At 28.7% G+C, this 13,331-nt stretch carries 15 protein-coding genes and 3 tRNA genes; 3 read left to right on the top strand and 15 right to left on the bottom strand.

The window, feature by feature from the left end:
- Positions 1-13: 13 nt before the first annotated feature.
- The 8 genes from hisS to GKG00_RS02685 all read right to left on the bottom strand — a co-directional run bounded on the left by hisS (position 14) and on the right by GKG00_RS02685 (position 4,717).
- The gene (gene hisS / locus GKG00_RS02720) at positions 14-1,309 is read right to left on the bottom strand and encodes a histidine--tRNA ligase (RefSeq protein WP_154254134.1); all 1,296 of its coding nucleotides are present in this window, start codon (positions 1,307-1,309) and stop codon (positions 14-16) included.
- A gap of 10 nt (positions 1,310-1,319) precedes the next feature.
- Positions 1,320-2,453: a DUF6873 family GME fold protein gene (locus GKG00_RS02715; protein ID WP_094223410.1), complete on the bottom strand. Its 1,134-nt coding sequence runs from the start codon at positions 2,451-2,453 to the stop codon at positions 1,320-1,322.
- 51 nt (positions 2,454-2,504) lie between these two features.
- Positions 2,505-2,578 (bottom strand) — tRNA-Cys (locus tag GKG00_RS02710).
- Between the two features lie 3 nt (positions 2,579-2,581).
- Positions 2,582-2,656: transfer RNA gene (locus GKG00_RS02705), tRNA-Gly, on the bottom strand.
- An 8-nt stretch (positions 2,657-2,664) separates the two neighbouring features.
- A tRNA-Phe gene (locus tag GKG00_RS02700) sits at positions 2,665-2,740 on the bottom strand.
- Positions 2,741-2,829: 89 nt separating this feature from the next.
- Complete coding sequence (locus GKG00_RS02695) at positions 2,830-3,555, bottom strand: hypothetical protein (RefSeq protein ID WP_094203584.1); 726 nt, start codon at positions 3,553-3,555, stop codon at positions 2,830-2,832.
- Positions 3,556-3,576: 21 nt separating this feature from the next.
- Complete coding sequence (locus GKG00_RS02690) at positions 3,577-4,218, bottom strand: zinc dependent phospholipase C family protein (RefSeq protein ID WP_094205609.1); 642 nt, start codon at positions 4,216-4,218, stop codon at positions 3,577-3,579.
- Positions 4,219-4,276: 58 nt separating this feature from the next.
- The gene (locus GKG00_RS02685) at positions 4,277-4,717 is read right to left on the bottom strand and encodes a hypothetical protein (protein ID WP_094207079.1); all 441 of its coding nucleotides are present in this window, start codon (positions 4,715-4,717) and stop codon (positions 4,277-4,279) included.
- Positions 4,718-4,803: 86 nt separating this feature from the next.
- Here GKG00_RS02685 and GKG00_RS02680 point away from each other — a divergent pair, with 86 nt between their 5' ends.
- Entirely contained in the window at positions 4,804-5,949 is a 1,146-nt protein-coding gene (locus GKG00_RS02680; protein WP_154254132.1) for a nucleotidyltransferase family protein, read from the top strand.
- Positions 5,950-5,987: 38 nt separating this feature from the next.
- Here GKG00_RS02680 and map read toward each other — a convergent pair whose 3' ends face one another.
- The 4 genes from map to secG all read right to left on the bottom strand — a co-directional run bounded on the left by map (position 5,988) and on the right by secG (position 10,515).
- Positions 5,988-6,743 (bottom strand): type I methionyl aminopeptidase, encoded by a 756-nt coding sequence (map, locus tag GKG00_RS02675; RefSeq protein WP_094207077.1) that lies wholly within the window; start codon positions 6,741-6,743, stop codon positions 5,988-5,990.
- Positions 6,744-6,751: 8 nt separating this feature from the next.
- On the bottom strand, positions 6,752-8,083 hold the full coding sequence (locus GKG00_RS02670; RefSeq protein ID WP_154254130.1) for a hemolysin family protein: 1,332 nt from the start codon (positions 8,081-8,083) through the stop codon (positions 6,752-6,754).
- Positions 8,084-8,253: 170 nt separating this feature from the next.
- Positions 8,254-10,266, bottom strand: a complete 2,013-nt coding sequence (locus GKG00_RS02665; RefSeq protein WP_094223406.1) for a sodium-translocating pyrophosphatase — start codon at positions 10,264-10,266, stop codon at positions 8,254-8,256.
- 24 nt (positions 10,267-10,290) lie between these two features.
- Complete coding sequence (gene secG / locus GKG00_RS02660; protein ID WP_002836307.1) at positions 10,291-10,515, bottom strand: preprotein translocase subunit SecG; 225 nt, start codon at positions 10,513-10,515, stop codon at positions 10,291-10,293.
- A 205-nt stretch (positions 10,516-10,720) separates the two neighbouring features.
- On the opposite strand from secG, the gene GKG00_RS02655 reads away from it, so the two are divergent.
- Both GKG00_RS02655 and GKG00_RS02650 read left to right on the top strand, forming a co-directional pair.
- Complete coding sequence (locus GKG00_RS02655) at positions 10,721-11,266, top strand: DUF3793 family protein (RefSeq protein ID WP_094208538.1); 546 nt, start codon at positions 10,721-10,723, stop codon at positions 11,264-11,266.
- A 3-nt stretch (positions 11,267-11,269) separates the two neighbouring features.
- Entirely contained in the window at positions 11,270-11,689 is a 420-nt protein-coding gene (locus tag GKG00_RS02650) for a flavodoxin (protein WP_094223405.1), read from the top strand.
- 45 nt (positions 11,690-11,734) lie between these two features.
- On the opposite strand, the gene GKG00_RS02645 is transcribed toward GKG00_RS02650, so the two are convergent.
- The 3 genes from GKG00_RS02645 to rsmD form a co-directional block, all read right to left on the bottom strand.
- The gene (locus GKG00_RS02645) at positions 11,735-12,208 is read right to left on the bottom strand and encodes a hypothetical protein (protein ID WP_035109473.1); all 474 of its coding nucleotides are present in this window, start codon (positions 12,206-12,208) and stop codon (positions 11,735-11,737) included.
- A gap of 76 nt (positions 12,209-12,284) precedes the next feature.
- Positions 12,285-12,773, bottom strand: coding sequence for a pantetheine-phosphate adenylyltransferase (coaD, locus tag GKG00_RS02640; RefSeq protein ID WP_154254129.1), 489 nt, complete (start codon positions 12,771-12,773; stop codon positions 12,285-12,287).
- Positions 12,766-13,326 carry a 16S rRNA (guanine(966)-N(2))-methyltransferase RsmD gene (gene rsmD, locus GKG00_RS02635; protein ID WP_002836302.1) on the bottom strand — a complete coding sequence of 187 codons (561 nt, stop codon included), beginning with the start codon at positions 13,324-13,326 and terminating at the stop codon, positions 12,766-12,768. Before rsmD ends, coaD begins: the two co-directional genes overlap by 8 nt.
- Positions 13,327-13,331 lie beyond the last annotated feature (5 nt).

Here is a 13,331-nt window from a genome sequence, read left to right as displayed (position 1 = left end):
TTTTTCATCGCCTTTATTTTAACTTTTCAATAATTTGGTTAAGTTCTAATAATTCTTGATTACCATTTTCCATATTTCGTAAAGTGAATTTATTTTGCTCAACTTCATCTTGTCCTATTATTATAACATATTTTACGGATAATTTGTCAGCATAATTAAATTTCTTTTTTAATTTATCATCTTCAAGATAACTCATACATCTTACAGAAGAACTTCTCAAATCATTCATAAGTTTAACTGCATTTTTTTCGTAACCTTTCATAGGAATAATGATGCAGTCAAAATTATTTTGTTGGCCTTTTACTAAATTTAATTCTTGAAGTTGATAAAATAATCTAGTTAAGCCGATACTCATTCCTACTCCAGGCAACTTGCTTTTGGTGAAATTATTAGCTAAACTATCATATCTTCCTCCAGAACAAATAGATCCTATTTCACGATATTCCTTAAAAAATGTTTCAAATACTGAACCTGTGTAGTAATCAAGCCCTCTAGTTATAGATAAATTTATTTTAATATTATCTGGACTAACTCCCAAAGATAAAATATCGTCATATACAAATTTCAATTCTTCAAGTCCACAAACAAATAATTCATTATCAATATTCAATGATTCAAGTTTTTCGATAATTTCTTGGTTAGTTCCATCTATTTGTAAGAAATTTAAAATCGAATCAATTTTTTCATTATCCAAGTTTAGCTTAGATAATTCTTCTTTTACATTATCTATTCCTATTTTATCTAATTTATCAATTATTCTCAAACATGATTCAAAGTCCTCAATACCTAAATAAGAGAAATATCCATTCAATATTTTTCTGTTATTAAATTGAAATTCAAAGTCTGGAACATCTATTGATTTTAAAGCTTCATACATACATTTTACTATTTCCGCATCATTATATAAGCTCAATTTTTCATTTCCTATGATGTCTATATCGCATTGATAAAATTCTTTATATCTTCCTTTTTGATTTCTTTCTCCTCTATAAACCTTAGCTATTTGATATCTTCTAAATGGGAATGCTAAGTCTTGCATGTACATTGAAACGTATTTTGCGAGTGGCACAGTTAAGTCAAATCTCAATCCTTGATTTTTCTTACTACTATCAATTCTATACACTTGCTTACTTGTTTCTCCTCCACCTTTAGATAGTAAAACGTCTAATTTTTCTATAGCAGGTGTATCGATTGAAAAAAATGCATTTTTAATAAAAACATCTTCTATTCTTCTTTTAATTGTATCAAACACCATTTGGTCTTCAGGAAGAAGTTCCATCATTCCCGGTAATGTAGATGGTTGAATCATAATTGACCTCCTAATAATTAAAAATTATAGATCCGCGATCTATAAAATCATCATCATCTGTATAATAGTATTTTATATTTTCTTTTTCTAAAAATTCAATAAGTTTATTTTTAAATTTATAATTTTCAAGATTGCCATAAAACACAACCCCTAAATCAGCACAATATCCACAAGTCCCACCAATAAATCCTGTATCATAACCTTCTAGTTTTATTTCACCATAATCTATTAAATATGCCTTAATATTTTGTTTCTGAACACTAGCATATATAGATTTATCACTGGTAATTACAAATTTATCAGTAACTACTGTTGAACATTTTGAATATCCTTGTTTGACCATTATTATTTTCTCATCTTTAAGTAATTTTAATACAACAGGATCTACAGATTTTTTATTACAGACTAAATGATTTTCAATTGAAAAGTTATTTAACAAGCAATCTTTCGGGTATGTGTTCGTTATCTCAAGCTCCGTTACATATAATGCTATATAATTTGGAAGATATGCTCTATAATGAAAATACGATTCTTGAGTACAAACGAATGCATTTTCATTTATTTTCCTAATTTGCATATCTACATGGTCACTAACTTTTTCATCCATTTTTTTACTATCGAAACTGTAAATAACTTCATAACAATTGCCTTTTAAAAATTTTATCAAGCCATTTTTAGCTTTAAAACTAATTATCGCAAATTTCTTATGAGATTCTTCAAACATATCATTCTTTATTTCTAATCTATTTTGATCATCCAAATGTTCTTTTATAATTTCATCGAAAATAAATCCATTAAACTTAAATTTAATTATATCAAATAAGTTTGATAGTGCATAATCCATTAAAAATCTAAAAATTTTAAAAAGTATTGATTTATTAATTTTATCTAAATATATCTCTTTGATTAACAACTCTTTATCATCTAAATCTAACACCAAATACCCTATTAACTTAGTTTCTTCAAAAATCACGAAATGATTTCTATTAGATATTTGTTTTTTCAAAGATTTAATTATTGTTGTTCTATTTTTCGCCAAATTTGAATCAAACTTATTTTGAAATAAAAAATTATTTCTCAGTTTGTATACAAAATCTGATAATTCCTCAATATACTCATCTTCTAATAAATCAATAAAAATCATATTAACTCCTTTACATATAAAAAAAAGGAAAGTCTATAATAAACTTTCCTTTGGAGGCGACACCCAGATTTGAACTGGGGGTGAAGGTGTTGCAGACCTCTGCCTTACCACTTGGCTATGTCGCCGTATGGAGCGGAAGACGAGACTCGAACTCGCGACCCTCGCCTTGGCAAGGCGATGCTCTACCACTGAGCCACTTCCGCACACATTTTGGTGCCCAGAGCCGGAATCGAACCAGCGACACAAGGATTTTCAGTCCTTTGCTCTACCGACTGAGCTATCTGGGCTTAATGTATCAAACATTACTTTACTAGTATAAACGATTAAATTTGTTTTGTCAAATTTTTTTACAACAATTTAAATCCGACTTTACAATTTACTTATACCTTTGTAATACTCTGTCATTTAACCCATACCACAATGCATCTTCTATAGAATTATTTAAAACAGTTTTCAAAGTTTTAACAATTTTTTTGTACAAATTTTCTAATTGCCACATATTCAAGAATTTTTCTTCAGAAATCACTACACTATCATTAATAGATTTCATCACTAACTGTTTGTCCATCTTGCTATTAATGCTAAATATCTTGTCTTTTAAGATGTTTTCACAATAATTATCTATTATTGAATCTTGTACTCTAAATGCATTTGATTTGTTTTTAATTGAACTAATCATCTTATTTTTTAAAAACTTAGCACTTCTGCTTTCAGTATTATGAAGAAGAATATCCGATTTTTTAATCGTAGATGCTGGAATATGTCTTAATGCATAAAACTCCAACTCATCACTTATATTCTTATTATTAAATCCTTCAGTATAAGCTTGAAGATAATAAGTGAATTCAATTTTATTAATATCTTCTGATATCAAATCAAAAATAGCTTTAATAATATTTTCTCTATCATTTCTATACGACAAATGATTAATTAAAACATTGTAAATTTTATTAAGAGCGTTATATTTGACATAACAAGGTTGTATTTTATTTTCTTGTTGAACAATATCAAGCATTAAGTATAAAGCTAATAAATCGTCTTCGAAAAGAAATTTTTTCTCAAGCTTTTTCTTTAAATTGTTCGTGTTATAAGCTTTATACATAACTCCTACTCCTAATTATATTTAAAAAACAAAGGACTTTTGATAGTATCTTTCTGTAGAGAATACTTCAATAGTTTCAAAGATAAAACAGAAAATAGAATAATTCAAACCGTACGCAAAATCCAAATCTCTTGTTTTATCTTCTGAAATGCTATATTCATCTACTATATCTTCAATATAATTCTTAACCAATGTTTTTAACATCACACATTCATCATTATCTATGCTTATTTGACTTGATGTTATTGCTTTTTTGTCAAATATATGATTTTGTGCTAACTTATTCAAAACTCTTTCGTAATTCATGTGATCTTTAAGGTGTTGATTACACCTCCATCTTTTTGCATGTGGAAGACACACATAATCACTTAGATAATGACTTATTACTCCAAGTTTTGTACTTAAAATCTTATTTTGCAATGAATTCAATCTTGTTAAGTCTGTAAATTGAAAAAGATAAATTATAGTGATAATTTCTTTTACAATATAATTTATACTTTCTTCTTTGTAATGTGCTATTAGCTTGTATTTTGGTAAAATATCTGGACTAACAGCTCCCCATTCTAATTTTTTTATATTTAAATTGATTCCATAGGAATCTTTAATGTCTTGATTTATTTCTCTAACAATTCTCTTATGAGTTTCTGGAAAAATATTAATCACTACCTTTCGTCATTGGACATAATATTATTTTAGAGTAATTTAAGTTAAAAGTCAATTATTAACTTTTGCACATAAATACAAGGAAATCGCTAATTCTCAACGATTTTTCGTCTATAACTTCATTTATAAGATTAACAAATTCACTAGAATATTTTTCAGTTAAAAAAGAATAATCTATGTTAAGCGAATGAATTTCGAATTTTTTCATTTCACAAAAAACATTATAGATTAGATTTTTGAAAATATTTTTGTTGTTATTTCTTAAATCATCTGGCAAATTTGCCAATATCACATAATCCGAAGTTATATTAAAAGCGGGAATGATTTTACATTCGCCTTTTTCTATTCCACTTATTTTTGTAAGAGGTTCTAAAATTCTTTCTCCAGCTTTTTCAACTAATTTTTTTGAATTCTCTTCCAGAAGTGAATTTTCGATAAAATATAAAATTGCATCGCTTTGTAGCTCAAAAATATTGCCTTTAACAAATCTTATATCCATAAAATCTACCCCTTTTTATTTACTATATTACCAATATCAATTATAATACAACATAAGAAAAAAGTATATGAAAGGAATCAATAATTATGAATATAGCTATAGTAAGTGAATACAATCCGTTCCATTTTGGGCATTTACATCAAATAGATCAAATAAAAAAAATTTTCCCAGAATCAAATATAATTGCAATCATGAGCGGAAATGTAGTGCAACGTGGTGAATTTTCTATTTTAGATAAACTTCATAAAACTAAAATTGCTTTGGAACACGGAATAGACTGTGTTATTGAAATTCCTTCAGTATTTTCCTTGCAATCAGCGCAAAATTTCGCCTATTACGCTATTAAAATAATAGACACTATTGGATGTGATTATATTTCTTTTGGAATTGAAACAGAAATAAAAGATCTAATTTCATACAAAGATTTTCTACTAGAAAATGAAGGTAATATTAAACAGTTTATACTAGAAAACAAAAATATTTCATATAATAAAAACATAATGATATTTTCAAAGCAAAACTACTCTGAATATTCCGATGAAATATTCAAATCAAATAACATTCTTGCTTTGGAATATATGAAATCATTAGATAAACTACACTCTAAATGTAAAATTCTGCCAATAAGAAGAGTCAATAGCGAGTACAATTCAAATTCCTTAGAATGTATTTCTTATAGTGCCTCTTCTATTAGATATAATTTGAAACTATTAGAAGAATTCAAAGACAAAATTCCATCCTTAACTTACGAATATCTAAAACAAAATTCTATTAGATCTAACAAAAAACTTTTAGACATATTATCTTATAAATTATTTGTGGAAAAGTCAGAATTAGATAATATAACGGGTTATGAGAAAGGATTAGATAATCTTCTATCAAATGCATTGAATGAAAATTATGATGATTTTTTTGAAAACATAAAAAATAAAAAATATACCAAAAATCGACTTCAAAGATTGATTTTAAATTATATTTTAGGAGTAGATAAAAAATTTGTAGATGATATCGTAAATGCAGATATTGAAGCTGTTCGCCTATTGGGATTCAAAAAAAACTTCGATTTGTCCGCAATTAAAAAAAATTGTAAAATTTATTCTTTGAACAGAGATTTTTCAAGTTTATCTGATAATTACAAAAAATTATTTGAATATGATATAAAAGTCAGTAGACTAATATATTCTACAAAAAAGGTTAATGATTTTTATAATTTTCCAGTAATAAAAAAATAGAGAATATTTTGAGGAACCCCCAAAATATTCTCTTTATTTTATTGTCCTTGTTGTTTAGTCAAAATTCTTGGACCATCTTTTGTGATAGCTAATGTATGTTCATATTGGCATGATTTTTTTCCGTCAATAGTTCTAGCTGTCCATCCATTTTTATCAATTTTCAACTTATGAGTTCCCATATTTATCATTGGTTCAATAGTTAAAACCATTCCCTCTTGTAATCTAAGACCTCTGTGTTCTTTACCATAGTGAAGAACCATTGGATCTTCATGCATACCTCTTCCAATCCCGTGGCCTGTGAATTCGCGTACTACAGAATAGCCATTAGTTTCTGCTATTGATTGAATTTTAGCTCCTATATCTCCTAATCTATTGCCAATAACAGCTAATTTAATTCCTTCATACAAACATTCTCTTGTAACATCCATAAGTTTTTGAGTATCTTCATCTATTTCACCAACTGCATAACTCCAACAGGAATCACTCATCCAACCATTCAATTCAACTACTGTATCTACTTTTAACAAATCACCTGATTTTAAAATATAATCAGATGGATATCCATGGCATATTTCATCATTTACAGAGCAACATGTAGCGTATGGGAATCCCTCAAATCCTATTTGAGCTGGTATTGCTGCCTTGCTTCTAATAAATTTTTCGCAAAAATCATTAACTTGCATTGTAGTCAAACCTGGTTTAACAAATTCCCTCAAAGCTTCATGCATTCCAGAAATAACATTTCCAGAAATATCCATTTTTTCTATTTCTTCTTTATTTTTTATAATAATCATTTAATCACCTATTCAAAAAAGTTCTTAGGTAATGTAATTTTTACCTTTTTAATTCTTTTATCTTCCACAAAAATTATATTGTACAAAACACCATCTATTTCTATTTTTCTTTTAAAACCATCTTCAGGTATATATCCCAATCGATTTATTAACATACCCCCTAATGTATCATAATCATCCGATAGCTCATCAATCTCAAGTCCAATGTTAGAATTAATTTCTTTTATAGAAGTACTACCTTTTACTATATAATTAAACTTGTCAACCTGAATAATATCAGGAGCTTCATGATCGTATTCATCTTCAATATTTCCAACTATTTCTTCAATTAAATCTTCCATCGATACAATACCTGAGAAACCACCATATTCATCAATTAAGATTGCCATGTGAATTCTTTTTTTCTTCATATCTGAGAATAAATCATTGATATTTTTAGTTTCTGATATAAAATACGCTGGCTTTAAAATCTTTCTTAAGTCAACATTATTAAATCCATGTTTGTAAGCTTCACTCATGTAATCTTTAATGTAGATGATGCCCAGTATGTTGTCAATATCACCTTCATATACTGGAATTCTTGAAAATTTTAGTTCCATTAATTTATCCAAATAATCTTCAATACAATCTTCAAGGTCAATTGCAAATACTTCTGTTCTTGCTGTCATTATTTCTTCAGCTGTTTTTTCATCAAAGTTAATAACAGCATCAATCATATCTTTTTCGTTTGAATTTATAATTCCTTGTTCCTTTCCGACCTCTACCATTGATTTTATTTCTTCAACAGTAATTTTGCTCTCCACATTCAAAGTTTTAATTCCAATTATACTCAGTATAAATTTTGTTGACTTAGAAAGTAAAAAAACAAATGGTTTTAAAACAAAGTAAATAAATTTTACAGCATTAATCGAAAATAACGCAAAAGAATCCGCCACACTCAAAGCAATTCTTTTTGGAATCAATTGTCCAAACAAAATATACAAAAACGATAAAACAATAAGTACAACACACACTGATATCCAATAAGTTACAGATTTATTTAATCCTAAAAATATCATCTTTTTACTCAAACTTACACTTAAACTAGATGCACATATTGCTGAAGCAACAAATCCAATATAAGTTAATATAACTTGAATAGTAGACAAAAATTTTGTGTGTTTTTCAAATTGTTCTAAAACAGATTTTGCCTTTTCATTTCCGTCATCACTCATAACCCTAAGCTTATTTTTATCACAAGAAACAATTGCTATTTCACTTGCTGAAAAAAAAGCATTAATTACTATAAGTATTAATAAAATAACCAATTCTACAATAAGATTGGGCCCGACTTCGTCCATTTAATCCTCCTAAAATTATAGATAATAATATTATACAATAATTTTGAATTAAAATAAAACAAAATTAAAAACGGAATGTTTTCTGCAATACAAAGATAACATTCCGCTTAAAATCATTTAATTCAATTCGTGTTTTAGAAAAACACATCAAATACTAAAATATTCGATTTTTAGAATAAGTTTAGTATTACTCCACCATGTTGAGCAATCAATGGTGCGAATACTAATGATACTACCGTCATCAATTTAATTAAAATGTTTAATGATGGACCTGAAGTATCCTTGAATGGATCCCCAACAGTATCTCCTACTACAGCTGCCTTATGAGCATCTGATCCTTTTCCACCGTGTTGACCAGATTCAATATATTTCTTAGCATTATCCCATGCTCCACCACTGTTTGACATGAATATTGCCATTAAGACACCTGTTACAAGTGAACCTGCTAAAAGTCCACCTAAAGCTTCTGCACCTAATAAGAATCCCATTAAAACTGGACAAACTACAGCTAACAAACCTGGAACAAGCATTTGTCTTAATGCAGCACCTGTAGAAATGTCGACACATTTTTTGTAATCAGGTTGTTGAGTACCTTCCATAATTCCTGGGAATTCTTTAAATTGTCTTCTAACTTCAACAATCATATCATTTGCAGCTGTTCCTACAGCATCCATAGTCAATGCTGAGAATAGGAATGGTAACATACCACCAATGAACATACCAGCTACAACTTCTGGACTTGTAACATCTATTTGTTTCAAACCTACTACAGCTGTATATGATGCAAATAATGCTAATGCTGTTAATGCAGCACTACCAATTGCAAATCCCTTTCCTATCGCAGCGGTAGTATTTCCAACTGAGTCTAATTTATCTGTAATATTTCTAACATCTTCTGGTAATTCGCACATTTCAGCAATACCACCAGCATTATCTGCTATTGGACCATAAGCGTCTACTGCAATTGTCATTCCACAAGTAGATAACATACCTATAGCAGCTACTGCAATACCATACAAACCTTCTGTAGGGTTTGTAGCACCATTTGATGCAAAGAATGAAACTATTATACCAATAGCTATAACAATAATTGGACCAGTAGTTGATTTCATTCCTGTAGCCAAACCAGAGATAATATTTGTAGAAGAACCTGTTTCTGATTCTTCAGCAATTTTTTGAACTGGCTTTTTATCTTCAGATGTGTAGTATTCAGTAAATTGTGAAATTATCAATCCAACTAATATACCAGCTAATACAGAGAAGAAAGCATTATTACTACCAAGAATAGATCTTGATAAGAAGAATGATCCTGCGATTGCTAATATTGAGCTGATAATTGTACCTGTATTCAAAGATTTTTGAGGATCTTTTCCTCCTCTAACTGTAAATACACCTATAATAGATGCAATAACACCTAAAGCTGCTGTTGCTATTGCAAATGATACACCAGCTTCTTTATAAGCTAATAAACCTAATGTGATACCTGATAAAATACTACCAGCATAGGATTCAAATAAGTCGGCTCCCATACCAGCAACATCCCCTACGTTGTCCCCAACATTATCTGCAATTACTGCAGGGTTTCTAGGGTCATCTTCAGGGATACCAGCTTCAACTTTACCAACCAAGTCTGCTCCAACATCAGCTGCTTTTGTATATATACCTCCACCAACTCTGGCAAATAAAGCTATAGAAGAAGCACCAAAACTAAATCCAGTAACAACTTCAGCATCTTGGAAAATAATATAAGAAAGAGTTATACCTAAAATTCCTAATCCAACAACGCACATTCCCATTACTGCTCCACCAGAAAATGCTACGTTTAATGCTCCATTCATTCCTTCTTCTTTTGCCGCATTAGCTGTCCTAACGTTTGCCTTTGTTGCAGCTTGCATACCGATGTAACCTGCAAGTACACTAAATATTGCACCAGCTAAAAAACAAATTGCTGTCTTATAATCGATTGCAACACCTAGAATTACACATACTATAACTACAAAAATAATAAGTGCTTTGTACTGGCGAGAAAGATAAGCCATTGCTCCGTCGTGAATAAATCCAGATATCTCCCTCATTCTTTCATTACCAGCACCTTTTTTACTTATGCTACTAAATTTTATTGCAGCAAATAATAAAGCGATAATACCTGCTGCAATAGCTAAATAGTAATACATATTGTCCATGATTTACTCCTTTCAACTATTAAATTATTTTATATATGCTAACGCCAAAGCTGAAACCAAGAATATAACTGATGATACAATAACAACTCTGTTAATATAATTATCCTTAGTTAATCTTCCACCATGTCCACCGACATTAGTTTCGCCTGTTAACGCTGCCATCCCTTCTGATTTAGTTTCTTGACTCATCACTGCAATTATTATTACAATGCTGGCAATAACTAAAATTACTGAAAAAATAGTCTTCATTTATCCACCTCATTTCGATTAAGTTGATATATAAAATATAACATAGACATTCGATATTATCAAGATACTTCATATATCATTATTGCACAAAGTTATTATACCACAAATTTCTTTGAATTTAATTGATAATCAGTATTGATTTATCAAAAATCATGTGCTATACTTATTGTGATATCAATTATCAATACTTATTATAGAGGTGGTTATGTTACAAGACATATTATTAGAACATTGTTATCCCACACTAAGTAATCTCAAATTTGCAAATATGATAAATGTTGATTATACAGATAGCATATTTGAAGACATATTTAAATTAAACGAAAAATTATCAGAATATAATTTTAGCTTAATTATTTTAAAGCAAACTAGAAAAAAGTTGTTGCTGTACTTAATAAATTACAATTTAATAGAAAACTATAATGATAAGAGGCTGCAAAATGCTTTGAAAAGTTATGGTTATCCTGCGGATAATTTTAATAGCAGCATAAATTTTTTAAAGAAAAGATTACTTGAAAATGAATTTCCTCATGAAATCGGATTCTTCTTAGGGTATCCCTACGAGGATGTTCTTGGTTTTATCAATTACAACGGAAAAAATGAATGTATTTCTGGAAAGTGGAAAGTATATTCTGATGTAGAAAAAGCAAAAGATATATTTAAAAAATATGACTATGCTAAGCTCGTAACAAAAAGATTATCATTACAAGGAAATAACTTGTTTGATATAATAAATTATTTTAAGGAGTAAATTATGAATTTATTAATTTTATACTGGTCTCAAACTGGTAATACTGAAAAAATGGCTCAAATCATTAAAGAAGAATGTGAGTCAAAAGGATCTAAAGTCGAAATGGTATTTAGTGATGATTATGAAAACTACGATATAAACAATTTCGATGTCATTGCTTTTGGGTGCCCTGCTATGGGTGATGAAGAACTAGAAGATACTTCATTTGAACCGATGTTTTCTGATTTAGAAAATACATTAAATGATAAAAAAATTGCTCTCTTTGGTTCTTATGAATGGAACAACGGTGAATGGATGGGCTTTTGGAAAGAAAGATGTTCGAAAAATAATTTAAACGTTATTGATACTGTAATCTGCTATGATACACCAGACGAAAATTCTACTGCTGATATCAAAAAATTCGCAGATAATTTATTAAAATAATACTTAAAAAAGCTTGGTAGTCATCTAAAACTACCAAGCTTTTTATTAGCCTTTTAATTCATTTCTGTTTTCTTGTAATTCTTCCAATAGATTGTTCAATTTGTCTTGAGTTGTTTCCAACATTTCATCGATATATTGGATAGATTGACTCTTTAATAGTCTAGCATTGTTTTCAGCTTGAGAAGTAATTTCTTCTGCATTTTTTTGAGCTGCAATAGTAACATCGTGTTCATTTACCATTGTTTCAAATCTGTTTCGAGCTTCTTGGTCTATTTTTTCTGCTTCTTTGTAAGCTTGAGTTCTAATATTTTCAGATTCTCTGTTAGCTTCATCAATAATTCTATTCTTTTCAGCATTAGTCCATTGAGCTTGTTTGATTTCTTCTGGTAAATTTTCTCTCATATCTTTTAAAACTGATAGAAGTTCTTCTCTTTCAACCATAACTTTTTTAGAAAATGGAACTGTTGATGCTTCATCAAGTATATCTTCCATTTCTTCTATTAACTTAATAATATCCATGTAACCCTCCTGCATTGAGCTAATTATTCTTACAATTATTATAATAAAAATATCAAATTAATTCAAGATAAAGCATTTATTTATCGCTAAATTTATCCTTTATATCGTCAATGATATTTTCAGGAACAAGTTCTGATATATCAGCTCCATAGGAAGCTATCTCTCTTACTATAGAAGACGAAAGAAATGCATATTTGCCATCTGCAACTAAAAACAATGTTTCTAATTCATTATTTAATTTCTTATTAGCCAAAGACATTTGCATTTCTGATTCAAAATCACTAACAGCACGTAGTCCCCTTATAATTGTACTACATCCTATTTGTTTTGCAAAATCTACAGTCAATCCTTCAAATTGATGAACTCTTACATTAGATAAATGGCTACAAGATTTTTTAATCATCGAAACTCTTTGTTCAAGAGAAAATGTACTTTTCTTTTGAATGTTTTTTACAACAGCTACATTTACTTCTTCAAAAATTTTTGCACTTCTTTCAATAATATCCATGTGTCCATTCGTAATTGGATCAAAACTACCCGGATATAATACCTTTGTTTTATTCATTATCATTCCTCAAAAAATATATATTCTTCTTTTTACCATATTGTTTTTGTTTTTCTAATTTCAAATTTTTGAAATATTCATCAGACAATTCTTTTTCGGATTCTAATATAACAAGACAATCATCATTTAAAAGATCATTATCTATGAGCATTTGAATGGATTCTTTGTAATAATTTAATCTTTCATAAGGCGGATCGATAAAAACATAATCAAATTTTAATCCTTGTCTTCTGATATTCAATAAATTTTTCTTAAAATCACCTTTAAAGACTTTTGCGAATTCCTGTGATTTTGTATGCTCAATATTTTCATTGATGCATTTTATATTATCATTAGAAGCTTCACTAAATACTACTAAATCACATCCACGACTTATGAACTCTATACCAACTGCGCCACTTCCTGCAAATAAATCTAATGCTTTGGAATTAGGTTTTACTTGAAAAATCACGCTAAATATAGCCTCTTTTATTTTACCTTCTGTCGGTCTTGTAAATCTATCTAAATCGGTATTTAAGTTCATACCTCTCATTTTTCCTGAAATAACTTTCATTTCTC

Origin of the sequence: Finegoldia sp. BIOML-A1 (genome assembly GCF_009678325.1) — a bacterium.
In the GTDB taxonomy this organism is placed as follows: Bacteria; Bacillota; Clostridia; order Tissierellales; family Peptoniphilaceae; genus Finegoldia; species Finegoldia magna.
Note: the sequence above shows the minus strand (reverse complement) of the source record. Positions and strands in the feature narration are given on the sequence as shown.

What these genes read in the sequence shown, in the direction of transcription:
- hisS (WP_154254134.1), bottom strand. Translation starts at nt 1,309, where the DNA reads ATGATTCAACCATCTACATTACCGGGAATGATGGAACTTCTTCCTGAA.
- GKG00_RS02715 (WP_094223410.1), bottom strand. Translation starts at nt 2,453, where the DNA reads ATGATTTTTATTGATTTATTAGAAGATGAGTATATTGAGGAATTATCA.
- GKG00_RS02695 (WP_094203584.1), bottom strand. Translation starts at nt 3,555, where the DNA reads ATGTATAAAGCTTATAACACGAACAATTTAAAGAAAAAGCTTGAGAAA.
- GKG00_RS02685 (WP_094207079.1), bottom strand. Translation starts at nt 4,717, where the DNA reads ATGGATATAAGATTTGTTAAAGGCAATATTTTTGAGCTACAAAGCGAT.
- GKG00_RS02680 (WP_154254132.1), top strand. Translation starts at nt 4,804, where the DNA reads ATGAATATAGCTATAGTAAGTGAATACAATCCGTTCCATTTTGGGCAT.
- map (WP_094207077.1), bottom strand. Translation starts at nt 6,743, where the DNA reads ATGATTATTATAAAAAATAAAGAAGAAATAGAAAAAATGGATATTTCT.
- GKG00_RS02670 (WP_154254130.1), bottom strand. Translation starts at nt 8,083, where the DNA reads ATGGACGAAGTCGGGCCCAATCTTATTGTAGAATTGGTTATTTTATTA.
- GKG00_RS02665 (WP_094223406.1), bottom strand. Translation starts at nt 10,266, where the DNA reads ATGGACAATATGTATTACTATTTAGCTATTGCAGCAGGTATTATCGCT.
- secG (WP_002836307.1), bottom strand. Translation starts at nt 10,515, where the DNA reads ATGAAGACTATTTTTTCAGTAATTTTAGTTATTGCCAGCATTGTAATA.
- GKG00_RS02655 (WP_094208538.1), top strand. Translation starts at nt 10,721, where the DNA reads ATGTTACAAGACATATTATTAGAACATTGTTATCCCACACTAAGTAAT.
- GKG00_RS02650 (WP_094223405.1), top strand. Translation starts at nt 11,270, where the DNA reads ATGAATTTATTAATTTTATACTGGTCTCAAACTGGTAATACTGAAAAA.
- GKG00_RS02645 (WP_035109473.1), bottom strand. Translation starts at nt 12,208, where the DNA reads ATGGATATTATTAAGTTAATAGAAGAAATGGAAGATATACTTGATGAA.
- coaD (WP_154254129.1), bottom strand. Translation starts at nt 12,773, where the DNA reads ATGAATAAAACAAAGGTATTATATCCGGGTAGTTTTGATCCAATTACG.
- rsmD (WP_002836302.1), bottom strand. Translation starts at nt 13,326, where the DNA reads ATGAAAGTTATTTCAGGAAAAATGAGAGGTATGAACTTAAATACCGAT.